At 43.6% G+C, this 23,269-nt stretch carries 21 protein-coding genes and 1 pseudogene; 18 read left to right on the plus strand and 4 right to left on the minus strand.

Annotated features, from left to right (window positions below):
- The first annotated feature begins 156 nt into the window (after nucleotides 1-156).
- The 5 genes from purM (at nucleotide 157) to ACYX4W_RS13920 (ending at nucleotide 6,085) form a co-directional block, all read left to right on the plus strand.
- On the plus strand, nucleotides 157-1,197 hold the full coding sequence (gene purM, locus ACYX4W_RS13900; RefSeq protein WP_474806552.1) for a phosphoribosylformylglycinamidine cyclo-ligase: 1,041 nt from the start codon (nucleotides 157-159) through the stop codon (nucleotides 1,195-1,197).
- Nucleotides 1,194-1,844: a phosphoribosylglycinamide formyltransferase gene (gene purN, locus ACYX4W_RS13905; protein ID WP_474806551.1), complete on the plus strand. Its 651-nt coding sequence runs from the start codon at nucleotides 1,194-1,196 to the stop codon at nucleotides 1,842-1,844. Before purM ends, purN begins: the two co-directional genes overlap by 4 nt.
- Nucleotides 1,804-2,556 carry a DUF3108 domain-containing protein gene (locus ACYX4W_RS13910; RefSeq protein ID WP_474806549.1) on the plus strand — a complete coding sequence of 251 codons (753 nt, stop codon included), beginning with the start codon at nucleotides 1,804-1,806 and terminating at the stop codon, nucleotides 2,554-2,556. Before purN ends, ACYX4W_RS13910 begins: the two co-directional genes overlap by 41 nt.
- A gap of 384 nt (nucleotides 2,557-2,940) precedes the next feature.
- Entirely contained in the window at nucleotides 2,941-5,403 is a 2,463-nt protein-coding gene (gene fadE, locus ACYX4W_RS13915; RefSeq protein WP_476073573.1) for an acyl-CoA dehydrogenase FadE, read from the plus strand.
- A complete protein-coding gene (locus tag ACYX4W_RS13920; RefSeq protein ID WP_476073574.1) occupies nucleotides 5,387-6,085 on the plus strand; it encodes a CAP domain-containing protein in 699 nt (232 codons plus the stop codon). The genes fadE and ACYX4W_RS13920 overlap by 17 nt, the downstream gene beginning before the upstream one ends.
- Before the next feature lie 49 nt (nucleotides 6,086-6,134).
- Here ACYX4W_RS13920 and ACYX4W_RS13925 read toward each other — a convergent pair whose 3' ends face one another.
- The gene (locus ACYX4W_RS13925; protein ID WP_179983573.1) at nucleotides 6,135-6,770 is read right to left on the minus strand and encodes a response regulator transcription factor; all 636 of its coding nucleotides are present in this window, start codon (nucleotides 6,768-6,770) and stop codon (nucleotides 6,135-6,137) included.
- Between the two features lie 174 nt (nucleotides 6,771-6,944).
- Here ACYX4W_RS13925 and cmoA point away from each other — a divergent pair, with 174 nt between their 5' ends.
- From cmoA to ACYX4W_RS13970, 9 genes and pseudogenes are all read left to right on the plus strand, one after another.
- A complete protein-coding gene (gene cmoA / locus ACYX4W_RS13930) occupies nucleotides 6,945-7,676 on the plus strand; it encodes a carboxy-S-adenosyl-L-methionine synthase CmoA (RefSeq protein WP_474806543.1) in 732 nt (243 codons plus the stop codon).
- Nucleotides 7,677-7,733: 57 nt separating this feature from the next.
- Nucleotides 7,734-8,732 carry a tRNA 5-methoxyuridine(34)/uridine 5-oxyacetic acid(34) synthase CmoB gene (gene cmoB, locus ACYX4W_RS13935; protein WP_474806541.1) on the plus strand — a complete coding sequence of 333 codons (999 nt, stop codon included), beginning with the start codon at nucleotides 7,734-7,736 and terminating at the stop codon, nucleotides 8,730-8,732.
- A gap of 94 nt (nucleotides 8,733-8,826) precedes the next feature.
- Nucleotides 8,827-9,699, plus strand: coding sequence for a kinase (locus ACYX4W_RS13940; protein ID WP_474806539.1), 873 nt, complete (start codon nucleotides 8,827-8,829; stop codon nucleotides 9,697-9,699).
- Entirely contained in the window at nucleotides 9,696-10,505 is an 810-nt protein-coding gene (locus ACYX4W_RS13945) for an HAD-IIB family hydrolase (RefSeq protein WP_474806537.1), read from the plus strand. Before ACYX4W_RS13940 ends, ACYX4W_RS13945 begins: the two co-directional genes overlap by 4 nt.
- Nucleotides 10,506-10,517: 12 nt before the next feature.
- Nucleotides 10,518-11,741, plus strand: coding sequence for a glycosyltransferase family protein (locus ACYX4W_RS13950; RefSeq protein WP_474806535.1), 1,224 nt, complete (start codon nucleotides 10,518-10,520; stop codon nucleotides 11,739-11,741).
- Between the two features lie 5 nt (nucleotides 11,742-11,746).
- A pseudogene (locus ACYX4W_RS13955) lies at nucleotides 11,747-13,502 on the plus strand (sugar phosphorylase).
- Nucleotides 13,503-13,596: 94 nt separating this feature from the next.
- The gene (locus ACYX4W_RS13960) at nucleotides 13,597-14,268 is read left to right on the plus strand and encodes a phosphoglycolate phosphatase (RefSeq protein WP_476073575.1); all 672 of its coding nucleotides are present in this window, start codon (nucleotides 13,597-13,599) and stop codon (nucleotides 14,266-14,268) included.
- A 152-nt stretch (nucleotides 14,269-14,420) separates the two neighbouring features.
- Nucleotides 14,421-15,635 (plus strand): molybdopterin molybdotransferase MoeA, encoded by a 1,215-nt coding sequence (moeA, locus tag ACYX4W_RS13965; RefSeq protein WP_476073576.1) that lies wholly within the window; start codon nucleotides 14,421-14,423, stop codon nucleotides 15,633-15,635.
- Between the two features lie 153 nt (nucleotides 15,636-15,788).
- Entirely contained in the window at nucleotides 15,789-17,162 is a 1,374-nt protein-coding gene (locus ACYX4W_RS13970; RefSeq protein ID WP_476073577.1) for an MATE family efflux transporter, read from the plus strand.
- 45 nt (nucleotides 17,163-17,207) lie between these two features.
- Here the strand turns inward: ACYX4W_RS13970 and ACYX4W_RS13975 are convergent, their stop codons facing one another.
- From ACYX4W_RS13975 to ACYX4W_RS13985, 3 genes are all read right to left on the minus strand, one after another.
- Nucleotides 17,208-18,008: a nucleotidyltransferase family protein gene (locus tag ACYX4W_RS13975; protein ID WP_476073578.1), complete on the minus strand. Its 801-nt coding sequence runs from the start codon at nucleotides 18,006-18,008 to the stop codon at nucleotides 17,208-17,210.
- Nucleotides 18,009-18,147: 139 nt separating this feature from the next.
- Complete coding sequence (locus tag ACYX4W_RS13980; protein WP_476073579.1) at nucleotides 18,148-19,329, minus strand: vWA domain-containing protein; 1,182 nt, start codon at nucleotides 19,327-19,329, stop codon at nucleotides 18,148-18,150.
- Nucleotides 19,329-20,165, minus strand: coding sequence for an AAA family ATPase (locus ACYX4W_RS13985; protein ID WP_476073580.1), 837 nt, complete (start codon nucleotides 20,163-20,165; stop codon nucleotides 19,329-19,331). Before ACYX4W_RS13985 ends, ACYX4W_RS13980 begins: the two co-directional genes overlap by 1 nt.
- A gap of 271 nt (nucleotides 20,166-20,436) precedes the next feature.
- Here ACYX4W_RS13985 and cysK point away from each other — a divergent pair, with 271 nt between their 5' ends.
- The 4 genes from cysK (at nucleotide 20,437) to ACYX4W_RS14005 (ending at nucleotide 23,252) form a co-directional block, all read left to right on the plus strand.
- Nucleotides 20,437-21,402, plus strand: a complete 966-nt coding sequence (gene cysK / locus ACYX4W_RS13990) for a cysteine synthase A (RefSeq protein ID WP_014949690.1) — start codon at nucleotides 20,437-20,439, stop codon at nucleotides 21,400-21,402.
- A gap of 229 nt (nucleotides 21,403-21,631) precedes the next feature.
- Entirely contained in the window at nucleotides 21,632-22,090 is a 459-nt protein-coding gene (locus tag ACYX4W_RS13995; RefSeq protein ID WP_476073581.1) for a nuclear transport factor 2 family protein, read from the plus strand.
- A gap of 221 nt (nucleotides 22,091-22,311) precedes the next feature.
- On the plus strand, nucleotides 22,312-22,728 hold the full coding sequence (locus ACYX4W_RS14000; protein WP_476073582.1) for a hypothetical protein: 417 nt from the start codon (nucleotides 22,312-22,314) through the stop codon (nucleotides 22,726-22,728).
- A 281-nt stretch (nucleotides 22,729-23,009) separates the two neighbouring features.
- Complete coding sequence (locus ACYX4W_RS14005) at nucleotides 23,010-23,252, plus strand: hypothetical protein (RefSeq protein WP_476073583.1); 243 nt, start codon at nucleotides 23,010-23,012, stop codon at nucleotides 23,250-23,252.
- The last annotated feature ends 17 nt before the right edge of the window (nucleotides 23,253-23,269 follow it).

Consider the following 23,269-nt stretch of genomic DNA (forward strand, 5'->3'; position numbering starts at 1 on the left):
AAAAGATAGCGCTCTATTGTCTTTTATATTCAATTTAATTTCACCCTTAAAATAAAAAAGATCAAAAAGCGCATAAAATAGCCGTCACAAATTGGACTTGTGCCGACTTGCTGGTAGAATCCGCGGTTTTCTACCTCTTAGTTTCAGGGCCCAACCGTGAGCGAAAATAAAACCTCTTTAAGTTACAAAGATGCAGGCGTAGATATCGATGCAGGCAATCAACTTGTTGAACGCATCAAATCAGTTACCAAGAAAACCCACAGACCAGAAGTAAAAGGTAATTTGGGTGGTTTTGGTGCACTTTGCGAACTACCTACAAAATACAAAAAGCCGCTACTTGTTTCAGGTACTGACGGCGTAGGTACTAAACTAAGAGTGGCAATGGATGCGAATCGTCATGACGGTGTAGGCATTGACCTTGTAGCAATGTGTGTTAACGACCTAATAGTGCAAGGTGCTGAACCGCTATTTTTCCTAGACTATTACGCAACAGGTAAGCTTGATGTTGACGTTGCGGCTTCAGTTGTTACTGGTATTGGTGCAGGGTGTGAACAGGCAGGATGTGCACTTATAGGCGGTGAAACCGCTGAAATGCCTGGTATGTATCACGATGGCGATTATGACATTGCGGGCTTCTGCGTTGGTGTAGTTGAGGCCGATAACGTTATTGACGGCACGAACGTTAAGCCAGGCCAAAAGCTCATTGCGTTAGGTTCCTCGGGCCCTCACTCAAACGGTTACTCGTTAGTAAGAAAAATTATCGAAGTAAGCGGCGCTGATGTAAATGCAGACCTAAACGGTAAGCCAATCATTGACCAGTTGCTTGAGCCTACTCGCATTTACGTTAAGTCGGTATTGGCTTTGCTTGAAGAGGTTCAAGTTAGTGCAATTTCACACATAACAGGTGGCGGCTTCTGGGAAAACATCCCTCGCGTACTTCCTGAAGATGCGAAAGTGGTAATTGATGAAAGTTCGTGGGAATGGCCTGCTATCTTCTCTTGGCTTCAAGAAAACGGTAACGTAACGCGTCATGAAATGTACCGCACCTTCAACTGTGGTGTTGGCTTAGTTATCGTTGTTGACGAAAGCGATACCGATGCAGCCCTAAACATCCTTAAGCAACAGGGTGAAAATGCGTGGGTTATTGGTGACATCGCTGCAAAAGACGGCGAAGAGCAAGTAGAGATCAACGCGTGAGTAGTAGTGTAACTAAAATATGCGTACTTATTTCTGGTAATGGCAGTAACTTGCAGGCCATTATTGATGAAATAAAAGGCGGGCGTCTTAACGCTAAAATCAGCGGCGTAATTAGCAATCGCCCTAGCGCTTATGGTCTTGAGCGCGCTAAAGAAGCAGGGATCGAAGCCGTGTGCCTCGATCACACTAATTTTGATACTCGCGAGTCTTATGACGAAGCACTTAAAGCACAAATTGATGCTTTTGGCGCTGACTGTGTTGTACTTGCTGGCTTTATGCGCATCTTAACTCCAGAGTTCGTCGATAGCTTTGCTGGAAAATTAGTGAACATTCATCCATCTTTGTTGCCGAAGTACAAAGGTTTGAATACGCATCAGCGAGCCATCGACAATGGAGATAAAGAGCACGGTGTAAGTGTGCACTTTGTTACACCGGAGCTTGATGGTGGTCCGGTTATCATTCAAAGTCGTGTGCCTGTATTTGATGAAGATACAGCTAGCGACTTGGCTGAGCGTGTTCAAGAACAAGAACGCCGCATCTATCCGCTAGTACTATCATGGTTTAGTGCTGGTCGATTAACGATGCGAAACAATAAGGCAGTTTTAGATGAGCAAGAACTACCAGAATCTGGTTATGCAAGCGATTAAGCCTTTTGCTGTTGGTGCACTGTTTGCGATATCCCTCTCCGGAAACGCGCAAACAACGTCCAGTGCAGAGAAAGCTGAGCTTCCGCTTCAGCCTTACAAGGCTACGTATACCGCTTACAAATGGGGTGACGATGTAGGCGAGGCGAATATTGAGCTTTCAAAGTTAGGCAACCAACAATATTCATTAATTTACACCTCCAAGGTCTCGAAGTTTTTCTTATCAGATAAGCGTAGCGAGCACTCGATCTTCACGGTAAGCGAAGATACGGTTGTACCTTCTGAGTATTACTATAACCGCTCGGGAACTGGGCCGGATAAAGAGCTCAAAGTTACGTTTAGTCAACAAGGTCAAGGGAAGATTAAAGTCGAAAATGGCGAGACCTTTGAATGGAACGGTGAATTTGATAATCAAATTTATCGAATAGATTTGGCCAAGCAGCTAGCCGAAGGTAAAACGTCTCTAGACTATAACTTTGTTAACTACCGCGGCGAGCTACGCCACTACGGCGTTCAAGTTGTAGATGAAGAAGTGTTATCGTTACCTTTCGGAAAAATAGAAACGGTAAAAGTGAAGCTTATTCGTGACTCTAAGAAACGTGAAACTTTTGCATGGTTCGCACCTTCGCTTAACTATACGCTAGTCAGACTTCAGCAGTTTAAAGAAGGCGATGAGCAAGGCGATATCAAGCTAAAGTCGTTTGAAACACTGTAAGTGAGCTAAAGCGCTCCAGCTCTCTTTGTAACAACTTATTTAAATATTAAAAAAGCACGCTTTAAATTAGATTTAGGCGTGCTTTTTTTATTAACAAATTGCGACGTAACCTAACTGCGGTAAGCACCATATAGATAACGTAATTCACGTTTCCAATCACGTTATATAAGTAACGTCTATACTTATAAGTAGTGAGGTCCACTACCCTATTATTTATGTCGTTGTTAATAGAATATTCATGTAAAAATCTTGATCTTTGCCCTATTAAATAATAGGTTTACAGCATGCTGGTCAGACCTCGATCGCTAACGACTTTTTTTGAAGCGTTTTTACAGCATCGAGAATATGACAAGCGTAACGTTTAACGCCTTTCAGGAGTGAAGTATGGCAGATTTTATATGGTTTTTACTGGTCGTTCTGACACTAGCGATTGCTAGCTATCAGCGTACCAGCTTGGTAACGGCTGTTGCCATGGGCGCAGGTGTTATGATTTTAGGCACCCTTTTCGGTGATATCGGCCTGCTAGGCTGGGTAGTGTTCCTTGCTTTAACACTGCCGTTCACACTTGCTAATATCAGACAACAGCACATCTCTAAAAAGTTGCTAGCCTTCTATCGCAAGGTTATGCCGGAAATGTCGAGCACAGAACAAGAAGCTATTGATGCGGGTACCGTTTGGTGGGACGGCGATATCTTTAGCGGTAAGCCAGACTGGGACAAGCTTCATCGCATTCCTAAAGGCCGCTTAACCGCAGAAGAGCAAGCGTTCCTAGATGGCCCTTGTGACAAAGTTTGTTCTATGGTCGATGAATGGCAAATAAACCACAAAGATGCAGACCTACCTCCTGAAATCTGGCAGTTCTTAAAAGAACACAAATTCTTCGCCATGATCATCAAGAAAGAATATGGCGGTCTTGAATTTTCAGCCTACGCGCAATCACGTGTCCTACAAAAACTGGCCGGTGTAAGTGCGGTGCTATCAAGCACAGTTGGTGTACCAAATTCACTAGGCCCGGGTGAACTACTGCAGCACTATGGTACTAAAGAGCAGCAAGATCACTATTTACCTCGCCTTGCAGAGGGTGAAGAAATTCCGTGTTTCGCATTAACTGGTCCTGAAGCAGGTTCAGATGCTGGCGCAATTCCAGATGTTGGTGTTGTTTGTAAAGGCGAATGGAACGGTGAAGAAGTACTGGGTATGCGCCTTACTTTTAACAAGCGCTATATCACTCTTGCACCTGTGGCTACAGTAATCGGCCTTGCTTTCAAACTTCAAGATCCTGAAGGCCTTCTTGGCGATAATAAAGAGCCGGGTATTACCTGTGCGCTTATCCCTCGCGACACTAAAGGTCTAGAAATTGGCCGTCGTCATTTCCCTCTTAATACGCCATTCCAAAATGGCCCTATCAAGGGTGAAGAAATCTTTGTACCTATCGATTACATTATCGGTGGTCCAGCGATGGCGGGTCGCGGATGGCGCATGCTTGTAGAATGTTTATCAGTAGGACGTTGTATTACCCTGCCTTCTTCTGCTGCTGGTGGCGCAAAATCTGTTTCACTTGCAACCGGTGCATATGCACGTATTCGTCGTCAGTTCCGTATGCCGGTAGGTCATATGGAAGGTGTTGAAGAAATGCTTGCGCGTATTGGTGGTAATGCTTACTTAATGGATGGCGTAACGCGCTTTTCAACAGTGGGTGTTGACCTAGGCGAGAAACCTTCTGTTATCTCGGCAATCTGTAAGTACCATTTAACTGAGAAAATGCGTCAAGTCATCAACGACTCGATGGATGTTCACGGTGGTAAAGGCGTAATGCTTGGGCCAAACAACTACTTGGGCCGCGGCTATCAAGGCGTACCTGTATCAATTACGGTTGAAGGTGCAAATATCCTTACTCGTAACATGATGATATTTGGTCAAGGCGCAATGCGTTGTCACCCATACGTGCTTAAGGAAATTGAAGCTGCATCTATCGAAGATAAGAAAGAGGCTCTTCAAGCATTTGATAAGGCAGTATTCGGTCATATCGGTTTTGCAGTTGCTAACACAGTGCGCAGTATTTGGTTCTCGTTAACTAATGGTGCGTTTAGCAGTGCGCCATTTACTGATGAAACAGCGCGTTACTATAAACTGCTTCAAGGTTATAGCGCTAACCTTGCACTTCTTACTGATGTTTCTATGGGCGTACTTGGCGGTGACCTTAAGCGTCGCGAGCGCTTGTCTGCGCGTTTAGGTGACATTTTAAGTGGCCTTTACATGGGTAGTACTACTTTGAAGCGCTTTGACGAAGAAGGTCGTTTGAAAGAAGATCTTCCGCTTCTTCATTGGGCGATGCAAACCACATTGCACGACATTGAAACTGCAATTGATGACTTCTTAGCGAACTTCCCTAACCGCGCAATTGCGGCAGCACTTCGCGTTATGGTTATTCCTTTTGGTCGTCGTATTGGCAAGCCTTCTGATAAAACAGAGCACGCTATTGCGCAAATGCTTCAAACGCCTTCAACTGCCCGTAGCCGTTTAGGCTATGGCCAGTATCTAACTCGTGAGGAAGGCAGTTTGTTTGGCGACCTAGAACAAACACTTGACGATGTATTAGCAAGTGAACCTATCTTCGAGCGCATTTGTAAGCACAAGAAAGCCAAGCTACCGTTCACTCGATTAGACGTACTGGCTGATGAGGCATTAGCTGAAGATGTTATTAACGAAGAAGAAGCGAACTTGCTACGCAAGACGGAAGCAGGACGACTTCGCACCATCAACGTTGATGATTTCGATCACGAAGAGTTAGTAGCTAAAGTTAACTCAACGTCAGCTACTAAGAAACGAGGTGGTAAAGCTGCTTAGTTCAAACCCTAGAAAAAAAGGCCGCGAAAGCGGCCTTTTTTGTCAAAAATTCATTATAGCTACGCTGATTGCTCTGACTGCACAAAGTACTAGCTTCGCCAACCCAGCAACCTGCGGTAGTACTGAGCAAGCACAAGCTTTGTCTTTACTTATTGCTAACGATAAAGGTCAAAAACGCAATCTGTTGCAGTGCAACCCTACACTCGTTGAATTAGCTGAAGTTAAAGTCAAAGATATGGCCGATAGAGGCCTAGTTTCACATTTTTTAGGTGGTAGCCCTAACACTCGCATTCGAGATGCGGGGCTCTCTCTACCTGACTATTATGGTAAGGCTATGAGCAACCAAGTTGAAGCGTTAGCGGGCGGGTACACTACGGCTGATGATGTTTGGTATGCGTTAAAAAAATCCACCTCTCATCGACAGCACTTATTAGGCGAACTTCCGTTTTATGAAGAACAAGACCAAATCGGTATCGCGTTTCATAAAGACTATTCAACACCGCATGTTGAATATTGGGCGATTTATGTTACTAAGTTAGCGGACAATGCGACTTCTTTAGAAGACGATAACTCATCAGCGACGTTACTCTTGAAACGCCAAAAGAAGTTTGATCATGTACCTGATAAAGGTTTAGACATAGTGACCAAGAACGGCAACATTACTTTAAAGACAAAATTTTAGAGACAAAAAAACCGGATGAATCATCCGGTTTTTTTAAAGTGAAGTGCGCTTAGCTAAGCTGAAGCTTATCCATTAATAACACAGCCTGCGTACGTGTATTAATCTCTAGTTTACGCAGTATGGCACTGATATGTGCTTTGATAGTTGCTTCAGTAACATTCATTTCATGAGCAATTTGCTTATTCATCAAACCGGCTCTTAAGTACGAAAGCACCTGAATTTGTTTTGGCGTTAGCTCACGGAAGCGCTGAAGTAACACTTTCAATTCATCATCAACTTTTTCAAGCTCTTCTTCCATACCTTCTGGAAGCCATTTCTTACCGCCGATGATATCTACGATAGCTTGTGCAATTTCTCGCGTTTGCGATACTTTAGGGATGAAACCCTGTGCGCCTAAGCTCATCACTTGTGCTACCACTTCTACCGTATCGCTACCTGAGACTACACCGATAGGGATGTTTGGATACTGTTCGCGTAATGTGATAAGGCCGTTAAAATATTCACCGCCTGGCATGTTAAGATCAAGAAGCACTAGTTCAACGCCGTCGAATTCGTTAAGTTTTGCTAATGCATCGTCCAAACTTCCGGCTTGAATTATTTGTGCATTTTCAAAGTAAGGTTCCAACGCGCCGCTCAATGCCTCGCGAAACAATGGGTGATCGTCTGCTACTAGAATTCTCGTCATTAGCGTTACTGCTTCCTTTTTGTATTATGACTATAGATTAATACTTTAGACCAGTAACGAAAAGACCTAAAACCCAAAAATCCTGTAAAAAACTAACAAATTTAGCGTTTTCCATTGGCATTTACGTATCAGACGGTAAAATTGCGCCCCAAATTGGCTAATAGAAGATTCACAGTGAAGAAACACGACAATATTTATGCAAAGGCACTCAATAAAGTAGATGACTTTAAATTTGATGAGTCTGTCGTTGATGTGTTTCCTGATATGATTCAGCGTTCAGTCCCCGGGTACGAAACGATTGTTCACACCATAGGTGAATTGGCTAAAACTGCAGTCACTTCAAATTCTGTGGTTTACGACCTTGGCTGTAGTTTAGGTGCTGCGAGTCTATCTGTAGCTAGGGCGCTGCCTAGCGAAACATGTAAAATCATAGGTGTAGATGCATCTGAAGCCATGGTTGAACGCTGTAAGCGTGTTGTTCAAACGTTTTCACTTCCAAATCCTATTTCTATCCAGCATGGCTTTGCACAAGATATTGAGATAAGTAACGCGTCCATGGTTGTAATGAACTTTACTTTACAGTTTATTCCACCAGCTGACCGCGAAGCACTATTAAAGCGCATTTACGATGGGTTAAACCCAGGCGGTTTTTTAGTATTGTCAGAAAAAATTCGTCACCCTACCCTCAATGGAAACGAATTACTTGTAGACTTACACCACCAATTTAAACGCGACAATGGATACAGCGAGCTAGAAGTAAGTCAAAAACGCGCAGCGCTAGAGAAAGTCATGTTAACCGACACCTTCAGTGAACATGAAACGCGCCTGAAAAAAGTAGGGTTTACAGATGTAGTGATGTGGTACAAGTGCTATAACTTTACGTCCATGGTCGCCATTAAAAGTTAGGCACTAGCGCATTTCAAGCTTCGTGTTATTTCGATTTCAATACATATAAAGAAGACTATGAGTAAACTAGAACAGACTTGGTTTAACGATTGCTACAAATCGTTGATAGACAGCCCTCTTTCGCATTGGCTGCAAACCCTTCCAGCTCAAATGGACGACTGGCAGCGAAACGCAAAGCACGGCGAATTTGATAAATGGTGCCGGATGCTTGGAAAACTGCCATCGACCTCTCCAAGCCATGTTGACCTTTCATCGAGCGTTTCGATAGGCACAAAAGACGACGTTGACGAATATACGCAAAAGCAAATAGAAGGTTTGCTAAAACAATTTATGCCATGGCGTAAGGGCCCTTTCCACCTGCATGGCATTCACATAGATACCGAGTGGCGTTCAGACTGGAAATGGGACCGTGTAGCGCCTCACATTACCTCTTTAGAAGGCCGAAACGTTTTAGACGTAGGTTGTGGTAGTGGCTATCACATGTGGCGTATGCTTGGTGAAGGGGCCGAAAAAGTAGTGGGTATAGATCCTACTCAATTGTTTCTTATCCAGTTTCACGCCATTAAGCAATTTATCAGTAATTCCACAACACCCTGTGACAACATCCACTTTTTGCCATTGGGCATTGAAGAGATGCAGCCATTGAAAGCCTTTGACACTGTATTTTCAATGGGTGTGCTTTATCATCGCAAAGATCCTATTGCCTTTCTACAGCAGCTTAAAGATCAGCTAAGGAAAGGTGGAGAGTTAATACTTGAGACCCTTGTTGTTGATGGTGACGAAAACACTGTACTAATGGCCGGTGAGCGCTATGCGCAAATGCGAAATGTTTGGTTTTTACCCAGTACCGCCGCTCTTTCTGTATGGCTAGGGCGCCTGGGATTTGAAAATATCCGCGTTGTGGATGTTAACCACACTACCCTAGACGAACAACGTGCAACGTCATGGATGGAATCACAATCTTTGAAAGATTTTCTCGATCAAGAAGATATTACTCGCACCATTGAAGGTTATCCTGCACCACAACGGGCCGTAATCGTAGCAAATAAGAAGTAACTCTTCGGGTGCCTACCAAGTTACCCGATTGGCACAAATGTTGTTATCTTAATCAAGAAGAACGTGCGAATTCTGCATTGATTAAGGTGACAACATGGATATACATAGCTTTTTAACGACGCACCAATTGCCAAGTAGCTATGCAGAAACTGCACAAAAATGGTTCACACCATTATGTAAGCAGCTGCTAAAGCACCAAGAAGGTGCAACAAAACCCTTTATTGTTGGTATAAATGGAAGTCAGGGCTCAGGTAAATCTACTCTGACCAGTTTTATCGAATCTTTCCTCTCATCAGTACATAATAAACAAGTTGTTTCACTGTCTATTGATGACTTTTACTACGACCAATCTCAGCGAAACGCGCTAGCAATTAAAGTGCATCCGCTACTCGCAACACGCGGTGTACCGGGTACACATGACGTAACTTTAGCTTTAAATACGCTTCGTAGTTTAGCCAAGGGAACGCGAACATCCCTACCTCGTTTTAACAAGGCAACAGATAACCCATTCCCGCAAGAGCAGTGGCCTGTCATAGAATCTTCACCTGATTTCATCATACTAGAAGGATGGTGTGTAGGTGCGCCTCCTCAGGCGTCGAACGAATTAAAACGACCCGTGAATCACCTTGAAGAAGTTGAAGATCCACTAAGCATTTGGCGTTCGTTCGTTAATACTGAATTAGCGGGTGATTACCAAACACTCTTCGATAAAATTGACTATCGCATCATGCTTAAAGCACCCAGTTTCGATTGTGTTTATCAATGGCGGTTAGAACAAGAACACAAACTTGCCCAAAAAGCTTCCATTGATAGCGACGGCGTCATGTCTGATGAAGAAGTGGCAAACTTTGTGCAACACTATCAGCGCATCACTGAACACGCATTAGCGCATTTGCCTGAAAAGTGCGATACCGTGTTTTATCTTGATGAAACAAGAACGATAACTAAACAGGACGTAAAACGATGACGAAAACGCTTGTTTTCACCGATATGGACGGCACGCTGTTAGACCACCATACCTACTCTTTTGAGGCGGCGAAACCGGCTTTAACGGCATTAGAAGCACAAGACATTCCCGTTATTCCCACCACCAGTAAAACCTTTGCTGAATTACAGCCATTACGTGAACGAATTGGCTTAAATGGGCCGTTTATTATTGAAAATGGTGCTGCTATTTTCATCCCCCATGGCTTTTTTAAACAAAAGCCTAGTGGCACGGTTTGGATAGATGGCTATTGGTGTAAAGCGTTTATATCCAATAAAAATTACTGGATTAAATTATTGGAAAAAATTGGCAGCGAATTTGAGGGAAAATACAAGCAATTCTCAAAAATGTCGAACGCAGAAATTCAAGAATGTACAGGCCTAGACGAGCGTTCTGCATCACTTGCAGCTAAGCGTCAGTTCGGCGAACCCGTTTTATGGTTGGGCAGTGACGAAGAGAAACAGCGATTTTTAAAGGTTGTAAAAGATCGCGGTGCCTTTCCACTAGAGGGCGGCCGTTTTATTCATATTTCAGGTAATTGCGATAAAGGCCAAGCGCTAAAATGGCTGGCTAGTGAATATCAAAAGCAACATACCACTAAAGTAAAGACTATTGCCCTTGGCGATGGTAAAAATGATGTTGCAATGCTTGAAGCAGCGCACGTCCCAATTCGCATTTTATCACCGGTAAATCCTCCGCCAGCTGTAAAAAAAGAAGAGGTCTATACCAGCACCCTAACCGGCCCTGAAGGCTGGAACGAAATGCTTACCCAATTATTATCCCTATGATCAGGAGGACACATGGCTGATTTTTATCAAAATGGTGTGGTTACTACGTTACATAACTTGGCTCGTCGTCCTACCGAAGAGTTAGAAACAGAGCTATTACAGTTTGCACAAAAGCGCCCTATGGCACTTATTCTTCCTTCGCTGTTTTCAGAACTAGAAGGTGATGCACTTCCGCATATTGTCAACGAACTCACTGGCGTTCCCTATTTATCAGAAATTGTTATTGGCTTAGACCGAGCCAATGAAGAACAGTACAAACACGCGCTCAAGTTCTTTGGAAAGCTACCTCAGCATCACAGAGTACTTTGGAACGATGGTCCGCGTCTTAAAGCGCTTGACGAAGAACTTCAAGCACAAGGTCTAGCACCTAAAGAGTTAGGTAAAGGCCGTAATGTTTGGTACTGCATGGGCTATGTATTAGCCTCTAACAGAGCAGAATCTGTAGCATTACACGATTGCGACATTGTTACTTACAACAAAGACTTGCTTGCCAAGCTTATTTACCCTGTCGCTAACCCTATGTTCAACTATGAATTTTGTAAGGGGTATTACGCACGTGTAGCAAACGGCAAAATTAACGGTCGTGTTTCACGTCTTCTGGTCACCCCCCTACTTCGTGCACTAAAACGTATAATGGGTGATAACGAATACTTGGAGTTTATGGACAGCTTCCGCTACCCACTTGCGGGTGAATTTTCGTTTAGAAGAGATGTATTAAACGATATTCGTATACCAAGTGACTGGGGCTTAGAGATTGGCGTGTTGTCGGAAATGCACCGCAACTATTCACACAATCGTCTGTGCCAAGCAGATATATGCGATATTTATGACCATAAACACCAAGACCTTTCGCTTAATAATGACCAGGGTGGTTTGTCTAAAATGTCTATCGACATTACAAAGGCAATTTTCAGAAAGCTCGCTACGCAAGGTTACACGTTTAGCAATGAAATGTTCCGTTCGATTAAAGCGACCTATTTCAGAATTGCGCTAGACTTTATAGAAACTTATCACAATGACGCGGTAATGAATGGACTGAACTTAGACATTCATAGCGAAGAAAAAGCGGTAGAGATGTTCGCCAGCAATATAATGAAAGCGGGGCAAAACTTCTTAGAAAACCCGATGGAAACACCGTTTATACCAAGCTGGAACCGCGTAACCAGTGCGGTGCCAGATATTTTAGAACGATTATTAGAAGCGGTTGAAGCCGATACTGCAGAATATATGGAGTAAGTAATATGGCATGGGATCATCTCCATGACAAAGTAAAGCACCATTTAGAAAGCATTTATGCTGATGTAGCGCTAGACGTCTCTTATGAGACGCTAGCGACGGATTTAATGAATACAATAGGCATTCAGCAGCAAACCGACATTGCGTCACCTAAGTCACACCACAATTATTGGGATGAAGACGACATCATCATGATTACCTATGGTGATAGCGTTATTGACGACGGTGAGCGCCCTCTGGTTACATTAAACAAGTTTCTGCATCGCTACTGTAAGAATACGGTGAACAACGTGCATATCTTGCCATTTTTTCCGTACAGTTCAGACGATGGGTTCTCGGTTATCGATTATTCCACCGTGAACGAATCTTTAGGCTCATGGGACGATATTGAAGCCATAGCCGCTGATTACGGACTGATGACAGATTTAGTAATCAATCATTGTTCTGCAAGAAGCGTGTGGTTCGATAACTTTATCAAAGGTGAAGGTCCGGGATCTGACTTTTTCTTCACCGCCGACCCGAGCGATGACTTATCTATGGTGACGCGCCCTCGCGTGTCGCCATTACTTCGCGAAACAGAAACTGCGAACGGTACTAAACACGTTTGGTGTACCTTTAGTCATGACCAAGTTGACTTTGACTTTAGAAACCCGAAAGTACTGTTGGCCTTTATTGATATTATTAAGCTTTACATCGACAAAGGCGCAAAGATTTTCCGCCTGGATGCCGTTGCATTTCTTTGGAAAATTGTAGGTACAAACTGTATCAACTTATTCCAAACCCACGAGGTTATTCGCTTAATAAGAACCCTTATTGAGCATGTAGACCCATCCATCATCATCATTACCGAGACCAATATTCCTAACAGGGAAAATTTAACGTATTTTGGTAATGCAAACGAAGCTCACGCTATTTACAACTTTTCACTTCCCCCGTTACTTGTTAACACCTTGGTGACTGGTGATTGCTCGTACTTGAAAAGTTGGATGATGAGTATGCCGCCGGCTCAAAACGGCACGGCTTATTTCAACTTTATTGCATCCCACGATGGCATTGGACTTCGCCCAGCAGAAGGCTTGCTTTCTGAAGAAGAAATATCTGACTTAGTGCATGCCATGCAGCATTTTGGTGGAAAAGTATCGTGGCGCGCATCTGAGCACGGGCAACAAAAGCCTTATGAAATAAATATAACGCTGTTCGACGCTCTGCAAGGCACTATTAAGGGCCCGGACAAATATCAGGTTGACCGTTTTATCTGTGCGCATGCCATTATGTTAGGTATGGAGGGTATTCCAGGTATTTACATTCACAGTTTACTTGGTACATCTAACGATTATGAGAAGGTTGCTAATACCGGCCAAAATCGCTCTATAAATAGGAAACGTTGGGACTTCAGTGAACTAGAGGCTCAGTTAGACTCGCCTTTTTCTCAGCACCATAAAGTATTAACGCGAATCTCGCAGCTTATACGCATACGTAAAGCACAGCCTGCATTCCACCCCAATGCTACGCAGTTTACTTTGCAGTCTTGGTGACCAATTATTTGGCTACTGGCGCCAAAGCTTGGACAGAAAACAAAGTATTTTCTGTATTAGTAATATTTCAGATGAAGAACAAACTATTCTGCTGTCTGACATTAATCTTATTGGTACTGATAACTGGATTGACCTTATCACCCGTGATGAAATAGCGCTATCCAGCGGTTTCTTACAAATGAAGCCTTATCAAGTACTTTGGATCAGCAACCAAGATTTTGAGTAAATAGTTGAAAAAAGTCTAGATGGTTAAAAAATCTACCGCGGTATGGATACTGCGGTGTTATGCTTCTTACACTAGTTAGTTAATCAAGTTTGTAATGCAAGAAATTAATACCTTTCTTTTCGACTTAGACGGAACGCTTGTCGATTCTGTGCCTGATTTGGCAACCGCCCTAAATAAGATGCTAAGCGATTATCAACTGCCTACTTATGACGAGCACGTTATACGACACTGGGTGGGAAATGGTGCCCGGGTTTTAGTGGAACGCGGGTTGAGTGGGGGTACGAAAATTAACCACAACCGTGAACAATTAGAGGTTGATACTGCGTTAGATAAATTTCTTTTCTATTATCGAACGTTAGAAACTAAAAGCACTGTGCTTTACGATGGTGTTTTTGACACGCTACATGCGTTAAAACAGCGTGGTTATACGCTAGTATTGATAACTAACAAGCCTTCAGAGTTTATTGAGCCTATTTTGTCTTCGTTCTCGTTGTTGTCTCTGTTTTCACTTACTATCGGCGGTGACAGTTTACCGGAGAAAAAGCCGTCTGCCCTGCCCCTCTTAAACGCCTGTGAACAGCTTAATATTTCACCTTCACAATGTGTGATGGTAGGCGATTCCAAGAATGATATTCTTGCTGCAAAGGCCGCCAACATAAAAAGTATTGGCCTTACCTATGGCTACAATTACGGCGAAAGTATTTCTACCTATCAACCTGACTGGGTGTTCGACAGCTTTAGTGAAATCCCGACACTGCGTTATTGATAAAATTCTATAGATGTCACTTGGGTAGAATCCGTGACTGCGCTTTACACGCATTGCTAGCTACTTTCTTTTATTTCACGCTTTAACCTTTGGTATAAGGATGTTTTTTTCTGTAATATCCGCCTGTTAAATAATTAATTGGAGTTGTTGGTATGTCATCTAAATGGCTTTCACTTGAAGAAGCCCTTACTAAAGCGCTTAACGCTGCAGAAACGATAAGCGACATTGAACATGTGAGTATTTTTGACGCCAACAACCGCATCTTAGCAGAAGATGTTATCGCTCACATCAATGTTCCACCGTGGGACAACTCTGCGATGGACGGCTACGCCGTTAACACCGAAGACCTTTCTAATAGCGCAGAGCTAGAAGTACAAGGTGTTATTACCGCAGGTATGAGCGCTGACGAGCCGCTTGAAAATGGCAAAGCGTTTAAAATCATGACTGGCGCGCCAATTCCGGATAATGCCAATGCCGTCGTGATGGTAGAAAATACTGAAACCCGCGACAAGGCTGTAGTCATAAACAAAGTTCCTTCTGCCAAAGAGAATATTCGCAAGAAAGCCAATGACATTGCCTGTGGCGATACGCTAATTAGTGAAGGCACCCGCCTTCACGCCGAGCATCTTATGTTGCTTTCCTCTCAAGGAAAAAGCACCGTAGCAGTTTACCGAAAGCTCCGCGTTGGTGTGGTAGCAACCGGCTCTGAACTTGCCGGCCCTGGTTACGCCCTTAAACCAACTCAAATTTTTGAGTCGAACCGCGTTGGCGTGAGCAGTATATTACGCAATGAAAACGTAGAACTTGTAGATTTCGGTATTGTGGAAGATGACGAAGCTTCTTTGCGTACGCTATTTTTTGAAGCCAGCGAGCGTGTTGACGTGATGGTAAGTAGCGGTGGTGTTTCAGTTGGTGACGCAGACTACGTAAAAGATATCATCGCTGAACTAGGCACTATCGATTTTTGGAAAGTCGCGGTTAAACCGGGAAAACCTTTCGCTTTAGGCAAAATTAATAACACCTTGTTTTGTGGTTTACCGGGCAACCCCGTATCTTCATTTGTTACCGCCAAGTTATTGGTTGTGCCCGTTATCAAGAAAATGCAAGGCCAAGCACAAAGCCACGAGCCGTTTTTTGTGAACGCGACTATTACCACACCGCTTAAACGCCGTGCGGGTCGACGAGATTTCCAGCGCGCAACAATGGTAAGAAACGGCCAGGGAGATTGGGAAGTCACGCCGTTTAAATCACAAAGTTCTGGCGTGATGACGTCAATCACCTCTGCCAACTGCCTTATGGTAGTGCATGAGGATATAAGTGAGTTAAACATTGGCGACACTGTTCCCGTTATGCCGCTTCATTTTTAAAATGGCTGTAGTTTAAACGCTTTACGTTAGATCACTTTTTTCGCGATTCGGTTTTGTTTCTGTATTTACCAAGAAACAATTATCAAAGCACTACGCGAAACAATTAGCCATTATCCTCGCCGCTCTTGGCGACTTATATAGAGACACATTGCCGTGAATAAGAAACGCTTTCTTGTAGAAGGAAGAGATATTTTAAAGCTTGCGTGGCCATTGCTAGTTGCGCAAATTACACAGATGCTAATGGGCGTAAGCGATACCATTATGGCAGGACGTTACAGTGCTACCGACATGGCAGCGGTGGCCCTAGGGTTTAGCATAACCGTACCACTTCTGTGTTTTATACAAGGCATAGCCCTTGCGCTTCCCCCTATTATTTCGCGGTTACAAGGCAACAAAAGTATTAGCAGCATTGCTGATGCCAGTCAGCAAGCCGGCTACCTGATCTTCTCTGTAGGACTGGTAATAGCAGGGTTAATTCCCTTCACTGAAAATATGGTAGCGCTTTTTCCTATGGCGCCTGAGCTGCACAGCATAACGGTAGACTATGTGCTTTACGTGCTATTTGCCATGCCAGGTTTTGCTTTGTACCAATGGCTTAGAAACTATTGTGAGGGCTTAGGTAAAACCAAACCAACGATGATCATTACTGTAATTGGCTTGATGGCTAATATTGTTGGAAACTACCTATTTATTTACGGTTTTGGCCCGCTGCCTGCCATGGGCGGCGCTGGTTGTGGTATTGCTACTTGCATTGTTATTTACACTATGCTGATTGCAACCTTTATCTATGTGCGCTTCGCACCTGCCCTGCAAAAATACAATTTGTTTAGTCAGCTGTACAAGCCAAACATGGTAACCATAAGCCGAACTTTTAAAATGGGCTTACCTATTGCCATGACAATTTTGTTCGAAGTAACGCTGTTTTCAGTAGTTGCATTGTTATTAGCACCATTTGGCGCTACCACGGTAGCGGCCCACCAAGTAGCCCTGAATTTCTCGGCGCTCATGTTTATGTTTCCTATGAGTATTGGGATGGCTGCCGCGATCCGTATTGGGTATCGCATTGGGCAAAGAAATCAGCGTCAGGCCAAAATAGCAGCCCGTACCGCTATTCTTATCGGCTTTTTCACCTCTGCGTGTACAGCGAGCTTCACTCTGTTGGCTAAAGGTTTCATTATTGGGCTATACACCAGCGACCATGCAGTTTACACACTAGCCAATGCGCTACTTATATACGCTGCACTGTTTCAGCTGTCAGACGCTGTTCAGGTTATCTCTGCCAATGCATTACGCGGATACAAAGACACTACGGCGATGTTTATCATTACCTTTGTGTCGTACTGGTTAATAGGTCTCCCTACGGGTGTAGTTTTAGGAAGAACAGACTGGGTCACGGCTGAGCCGATGGCGGCAGCGGGGTTCTGGATAGGATTCATCGTAGGCTTAAGTGCAGCAGCCGTGATGCTTGGAGCGCGACTTCTTTATATTCAAAGGCCAAGTGCAGCTCATCGCTTAGCGAGTGCTTAAGCAGAATTGTTTGCGAAGACTGCCTAAAACGCGATAGAAAAAGGGCTAATTTCGCTGTTTAAGTTTTTCCCAATCTTGCGGGGTGTCTATATCAATTTGTGCATTGGGTATAGACACAGCCGTTACTTTCCCTAACTTCGCATACTTTTTAATGATTGGCTTAGCACCGGTATCGCCCTGTAGTGCTAATAATTCGCTAAACATTGCCTCTGGGAAAATGGCAGGCACCGTTAACCGACTATTAGGCTTTCCATCCTTCTGGTCGTCTTTCTGCCCATCCCTCTGCCCATGCTTCTGCCACTCGCTACACACTATGTGGTTTGGGTAAGCTTTAGAAGCATCAATAAGGCGGATAAGATCCTGTGTGTTAAGACTTGGCAAGTCTGCAAGGGTAACAAGCACATGTGAAGGATTGGTGCCCGAAGATGTTCCTTCTAATAACGACGATGTTTGTAGAGGCGATTTTGGAAGCGAAGTGGGTGAAAGCGACGTTTTAGGTTGTAATGCCAGGCTTAGTAAATGTGAAAGCCCATTGCGAATACTTGATGCTATCCCCTCTTCCCACTGCGTGTTGTGTATCACCTCAACGGGTGTTTCAGGTAGACCAGAAAAAGCTTCAGCTAACTGCGAACTCACGCTGTCGTGCCATTTGCCTGTAACAACCGTAACTGGATGTTTGCTGATCGACACTATTTTATCGCGAGCGTGAATAACTTCGTTAGCACTGTGCTGAACAAGCGGCAATTTTGTAATCGGATGCTCTGATAAGAGTTTGTTGCCGTTATAGCGGGAACTTTGCCCGCCAGCAAGTAAAACGAAAGCTAAGCGATAAACATCCGAACTCAATGTAACACCTTTTGGTCAACGCGCTTTATCAAGACAAACGCAAAATCATTAACGTCGCAATCTGACCCGTTTGTAGTTAGCAAAGCAAGAGCCAGCGCTGTATTCGCGTGTGCAAAAAAGCCTTTTTCCCTTAAATGACTCAACGGCTTCTGCTAAGCCCTTTTATCGCTTCCGTTAACCCTTCAAGGGTCAGCCCATACATTCTGTCTTCCATTATTTCGCGAATAATTTTAATAGACGAATAATACGGCCAATAATTTTCAGGCTGTGGGTTAAGCCACACCGCGTTATTAAAGTGGTTTAACAAACGCTGCATCCATACACTACCTGGCTCTTCATTCCAATGCTCTACACTGCCCCCTGGGTAGGTAATTTCATACGGCCCCATGGTTGCATCACCTACAAAAATAACTTTATAGTCTTTCCCATAGCGGTGAATGATATCCCAAATAGGAATGCGCTCTTTATTGCGACGAAGGTTATCTTTCCACACTTCTTCATACACGCAGTTATGAAAATAAAAGTACTCAAGGTATTTAAACTCGGTCTGCACGGCTGAAAAAAGCTCTTGGGTGCTTTTTACGTGAGGGTCCATAGAGCCACCCACATCGAAAAACATTAACACTTTAACCGCATTATGACGCTCTGGCGCCATATGAATATCAAGCAAGCCACCTTTTTTTGCGGTTTCGCCTATCGTCGTAGGCACATCTAAATGCTCGCTAGCACCCGTGCGAGCAAACTTGCGCAGCTTCCTTAGCGCCACCTTAATGTTACGCGTACCCAGCTCAACATCTGAACTTAAGTTTTTGAACTCACGCTTATCCCACACTTTAGCCGCCGAGAACTTTCTATTCCCTTTTTGCCCTATTCGCACGCCTTCTGGGTTGTCGCCATACGCGCCAAAGGGCGAGGTGCCGCCCGTGCCAACCCATTTGTTTCCACCCTGGTGGCGCTTTTCTTGTTCTTCTAAGCGCTTCTTCAAGGTTTCCATCAGTTCGTCGAGGCCGCCCGCTTTACGCAGTGCCTCGCGCTCTTCAGGGCTTAAATTTTTCTCGATTTCCTTGCGAAGCCATTCTTCAGGAATGTCTTTACCGAATAAGTCGATAGACTCTACCCCTTCGAAATACTCAGCAAACGCCCTATCGAACTTATCGTACTGGGTTTCGTCTTTCACCATAATGGTACGAGACAAGCTGTAGAAAGCTTCGATGTCGGCGTACACCACGTGATGCTCTAACGCTTTCAGTAAATCAAGCATTTCGCGTAGCGTAGTTTTGACCTGATATTTTCGCAGCGTATAAAAAAACTGAATAAGCATTAGCGACGCGCCATAAAGACCAGTTTTTCAAACAAATGGATGTCTTGCTCATTTTTAAGCAATGCGCCGTATAACGGCGGTATAGCTGCTTTACCGTCTTTTGAATGCAGCGCCTCAGGTGGAATATCTTCAGCAACTAAAAGCTTAAGCCAGTCGATAAGTTCAGAGGTAGAAGGTTTTTTCTTAAGCCCTGGTACATCGCGAATTTCAAAGAAAGCTTTTAACGCTTCATCAAGCAGCTTTTTCTTTAAGTCTGGGAAATGCACATTGACGATTTCTTGCATTTCGTCTGGGTTAGGGAATTGGATGTAGTGGAAGAAGCAGCGGCGCAAGAAAGCATCTGGCAGCTCTTTTTCGTTGTTCGATGTAATAATAACAATCGGACGCTGCTTCGCGACTACGCGTTCTTGAGTTTCGTATACGAAGAACTCCATCTTATCAAGCTCTAACAGCAAGTCGTTGGGAAACTCAATGTCAGCTTTATCAATTTCATCAATTAATAGTACCGGGCGCTTTTCTGCGCTAAGCGCCTCCCACAACTTACCTTTAACGATGTAGTTACTGATATCGTGAACGCGATCATCGCCAAGTTGAGAGTCGCGAAGCCGTGATACTGCATCGTATTCGTACAAACCCTGTTGCGCTTTGGTGGTTGATTTAATGTGCCACTGAATTAATTCGGTGCCTAAACTCTCTGCCAACTCTTCAGCTAGCATGGTTTTACCCGTGCCTGGCTCGCCCTTAATTAGAAGCGGACGCTCTAGCGTGATGGCAGCGTTAACCGCCAGCTGTAAGTCTTTGGTTGCGATATAATTAGACGTGCCACTGAAAGCCATTATTGTTGTACTCCGTATAATTTTTCGTCTTTGCAATTTTAACTATAATATCAAGGCCTTCTCACGATTGCCCATAGATATAACATATAGCTAAAAAGCACTTTGCATTTTACTGATTGGGACCAATGATATAGGGGTATGACGAAATCCCCTAATTCAGGCTGTGAATTATTAACTATCACACGCGTTGAATTATTAACTACTAAAAAGGTCGTACAGATCACGACAGACGGGGTTTCCTATAAAATAAGGAACGAGGTAAGGATTTATAATGAACGTATTTGACGACAATTCCCTATCTATTGGCCGCACGCCACTAGTTAAGCTAAATCGCGTAACATCAGGTAATGTATACGCAAAAATTGAATCGCGTAACCCAAGTTTCAGCGTTAAGTGCCGTATTGGCGCTAACATGATTTGGGATGCTGAAAAGCGCGGCGTCCTTACCGAAGGTAAAGAAATTGTAGAGCCTACCAGTGGTAACACGGGTATTGCTTTAGCGTTTGTTGCTGCTTCTCGCGGTTATAAGCTAACGCTAACCATGCCTAGCAGCATGAGCCTTGAACGCCGTAAGCTATTAAAAGCATTAGGCGCAAACCTTGTTCTTACTGAAGCACCAAAAGGTATGAAAGGTGCCGTTGCTGCTGCACAAGAAATTGTTGCGTCAGACCCAGACAAATATGTATTGCTTCAACAATTCGACAACCCGGCTAACCCCGCTATTCACGAAAAAACAACGGGCCCAGAGATTTGGGAAGATACCGATGGTAAAGTTGATGCATTCGTAGCAGGTGTAGGTACTGGCGGCACTATAACGGGTGTAAGCCGCTACCTTAAGAACACAAAAGGTAAAGCAATTACGTCTATTGCCGTTGAGCCAACAGACTCACCAGTAATTACACAAGCGCTTGCGGGTGAAGAACTAACCCCTGGTCCACACAAAATTCAGGGTATTGGCGCAGGTTTCATTCCAGGTAACCTAGACTTAGACCTAATTGACGAAGTTGAGCAAGTAACCAACGAAGAATGTATGGACATGGCGCGCAAGCTAATGACCGACGAAGGCATTCTTGCGGGTATTTCTTCTGGTGCTGCCGTTGTTGCCGCTAAGCGTTTTGCTGAACGCCCAGAAAATAAAGACAAAGTGGTTGTGGTACTGCTAGCAAGTGGTACAGAACGTTACTTAAGCAGCCCACTATTTGCTGGTGCATTCGACGAGCAAGAAGAAGTGCAATAACTGCCCTTCAATTTCAATAATGCTAAAACGAGGCCCGGTGCCTCGTTTTTTATGCTTCAAATAAAACCTCTTTATAACAACAATTTGTAAAATCCTATCGTCGCTTTGCTTTTATACAGGTTTTTGTGAATAATCCGCTTAGTAAACTTCTTGGCAGTCGTTACATTGACTTAGTTAAGATATGAAACTATCAATAAGAAACGGACCTCTTTATATTAAGGTAACCCAAATGAAAACGCGTATGTGGTACGTCCTATTAGGGCTTTTTACAGTTTTGATTTTATCGGCTTGTGGTGAGAAAAAAGAAGGAATTGGGCGTTATGGCATGCTTGATGAAAGCACACCTGAATACACCACAGTTATGTTCCTAAAAAGTGTTTACGAAGACGACAATCTTGACACAGCAATACGCCTATCCAGTGAAAAAATGTCGCGCATACTGACGCGATACCACACCAATAGTAACGTTCAACGACATCTGCTTAATTTAATGTACGACACTGTGACCGTAACCCCGCAAAGTGCAGGTAAGATTGGCAGAAACGAATTTTCAGAAAAGTCGACCATTACGGTGTTTTTAAGCGGGAACTACAATGGCGACAAGGTAGAAGACCTTCGAAGCCTTGATTTGATTAAAGAAGATGGTGAATGGAAGGTAAACAAAATTCACCCCGATGCTTACTTATAACAAGTAAAGCAGGTACTGTTTTTATATACAGCCCTTGCCAATTTTACGATAAGTAAAAATAAAAAGGATGTTTTCCGGCTTTTGAGCTCGGATACATTTATTTTTGGTTTAATGTGTTGTTTTAAGGTGATAATTTAAAACAACACAAAACTGATATACGGATATTTTCCACTTTGCATAAAGGATTTTTTCCGTACACTAAATTGTTAGGTGCTCTCAGAATGTTTAACCTTCATGGAATGAAATGGCCAAAATCGAAAGAGTTTGTTCAGTCTGAACGGGCTGTTAGTGAGTTAAAGGTTTTAAATTTTTCTTTGGGTGTGCCACTAATTATTCTAACTTTTCTTCTCAAACAACCAGATTTAGCATTGCCGGTAATTGGTAACTTTAAGTTTCTCATTTTCTTTTGTGGCGTCCTATTTTTATTAGCCAGTTGGATGGAGGACTATCCCATGTTTTCTCTAGCTGCTGCGCTTGCATCTTGTTTTGCCACGATCGGCTTCACCTTATTTTGTATACTTAAATTCACTCTGGTTCACGGTTTTACATCTTCAACCGCAGTATCTTGTTTTTTTATTATTTATGCTGGTATCGTTTCATTTATGGTCGTTCGGGCGTTTAAAGCTCAACGCACCTAACAATCGCATAAACTCGCTCGCAAGCTCGCTGGGACAAAAACACGTAGGCTCCCCTCGCTTCGCTCGGTATTATAGCCTACGTATTTTTGCCCGTTATGCGGGCCGTTAGAAGGCGTCAGCCAAACTGCGTTTGCTTAATTAAATAATCAGTTCAACTACCCTCACCTGTTTTCACCAGCATCGCTTTAGCTTTTGGTAGTTTTAATGTCACCGCATTAACTTCAAAGGTTGCGCATTAGGCGCTTTACCGCCAAGTTCTTATTTACCGCTAGTAAGCGCCAATGCGTTTGGCAGTTCAAATGGCGGCTTGCTTCAGTCAAATCAAAAACATCATCGCGCTGTCGTTTTACTTGTTTGTGTTAATAATCAATCGTATGCTGGCATCAGTAGTTTTTAATAAGGCCGAAGGAACAGGCTCTGCTTCTAACAAAGCGCTCAAGTTCACTCCCTTCGGTCGCTGGGACGCTAACATGTGGGCTGACTCACTTCGTTCGGATTTTAGCCCACATGCTAGCGCCCCTTAGCTTAATGTTAGCTATTT

Source organism: Alteromonas sp. ABH4_454 (assembly GCF_056311775.1).

Excerpts from the sequence above, each read along its gene's own strand:
- ACYX4W_RS13910 (WP_474806549.1), top strand. The coding sequence starts at position 1,804 with ATGAGCAAGAACTACCAGAATCTGGTTATGCAAGCGATTAAGCCTTTT.
- fadE (WP_476073573.1), top strand. The coding sequence starts at position 2,941 with ATGGCAGATTTTATATGGTTTTTACTGGTCGTTCTGACACTAGCGATT.
- ACYX4W_RS13925 (WP_179983573.1), bottom strand. The coding sequence starts at position 6,770 with ATGACGAGAATTCTAGTAGCAGACGATCACCCATTGTTTCGCGAGGCA.
- cmoB (WP_474806541.1), top strand. The coding sequence starts at position 7,734 with ATGAGTAAACTAGAACAGACTTGGTTTAACGATTGCTACAAATCGTTG.
- ACYX4W_RS13940 (WP_474806539.1), top strand. The coding sequence starts at position 8,827 with ATGGATATACATAGCTTTTTAACGACGCACCAATTGCCAAGTAGCTAT.
- ACYX4W_RS13945 (WP_474806537.1), top strand. The coding sequence starts at position 9,696 with ATGACGAAAACGCTTGTTTTCACCGATATGGACGGCACGCTGTTAGAC.
- ACYX4W_RS13950 (WP_474806535.1), top strand. The coding sequence starts at position 10,518 with ATGGCTGATTTTTATCAAAATGGTGTGGTTACTACGTTACATAACTTG.
- ACYX4W_RS13960 (WP_476073575.1), top strand. The coding sequence starts at position 13,597 with ATGCAAGAAATTAATACCTTTCTTTTCGACTTAGACGGAACGCTTGTC.
- moeA (WP_476073576.1), top strand. The coding sequence starts at position 14,421 with ATGTCATCTAAATGGCTTTCACTTGAAGAAGCCCTTACTAAAGCGCTT.
- ACYX4W_RS13980 (WP_476073579.1), bottom strand. The coding sequence starts at position 19,329 with ATGCTTATTCAGTTTTTTTATACGCTGCGAAAATATCAGGTCAAAACT.
- ACYX4W_RS13985 (WP_476073580.1), bottom strand. The coding sequence starts at position 20,165 with ATGGCTTTCAGTGGCACGTCTAATTATATCGCAACCAAAGACTTACAG.
- cysK (WP_014949690.1), top strand. The coding sequence starts at position 20,437 with ATGAACGTATTTGACGACAATTCCCTATCTATTGGCCGCACGCCACTA.
- ACYX4W_RS13995 (WP_476073581.1), top strand. The coding sequence starts at position 21,632 with ATGAAAACGCGTATGTGGTACGTCCTATTAGGGCTTTTTACAGTTTTG.
- ACYX4W_RS14000 (WP_476073582.1), top strand. The coding sequence starts at position 22,312 with ATGTTTAACCTTCATGGAATGAAATGGCCAAAATCGAAAGAGTTTGTT.
- ACYX4W_RS14005 (WP_476073583.1), top strand. The coding sequence starts at position 23,010 with ATGCGTTTGGCAGTTCAAATGGCGGCTTGCTTCAGTCAAATCAAAAAC.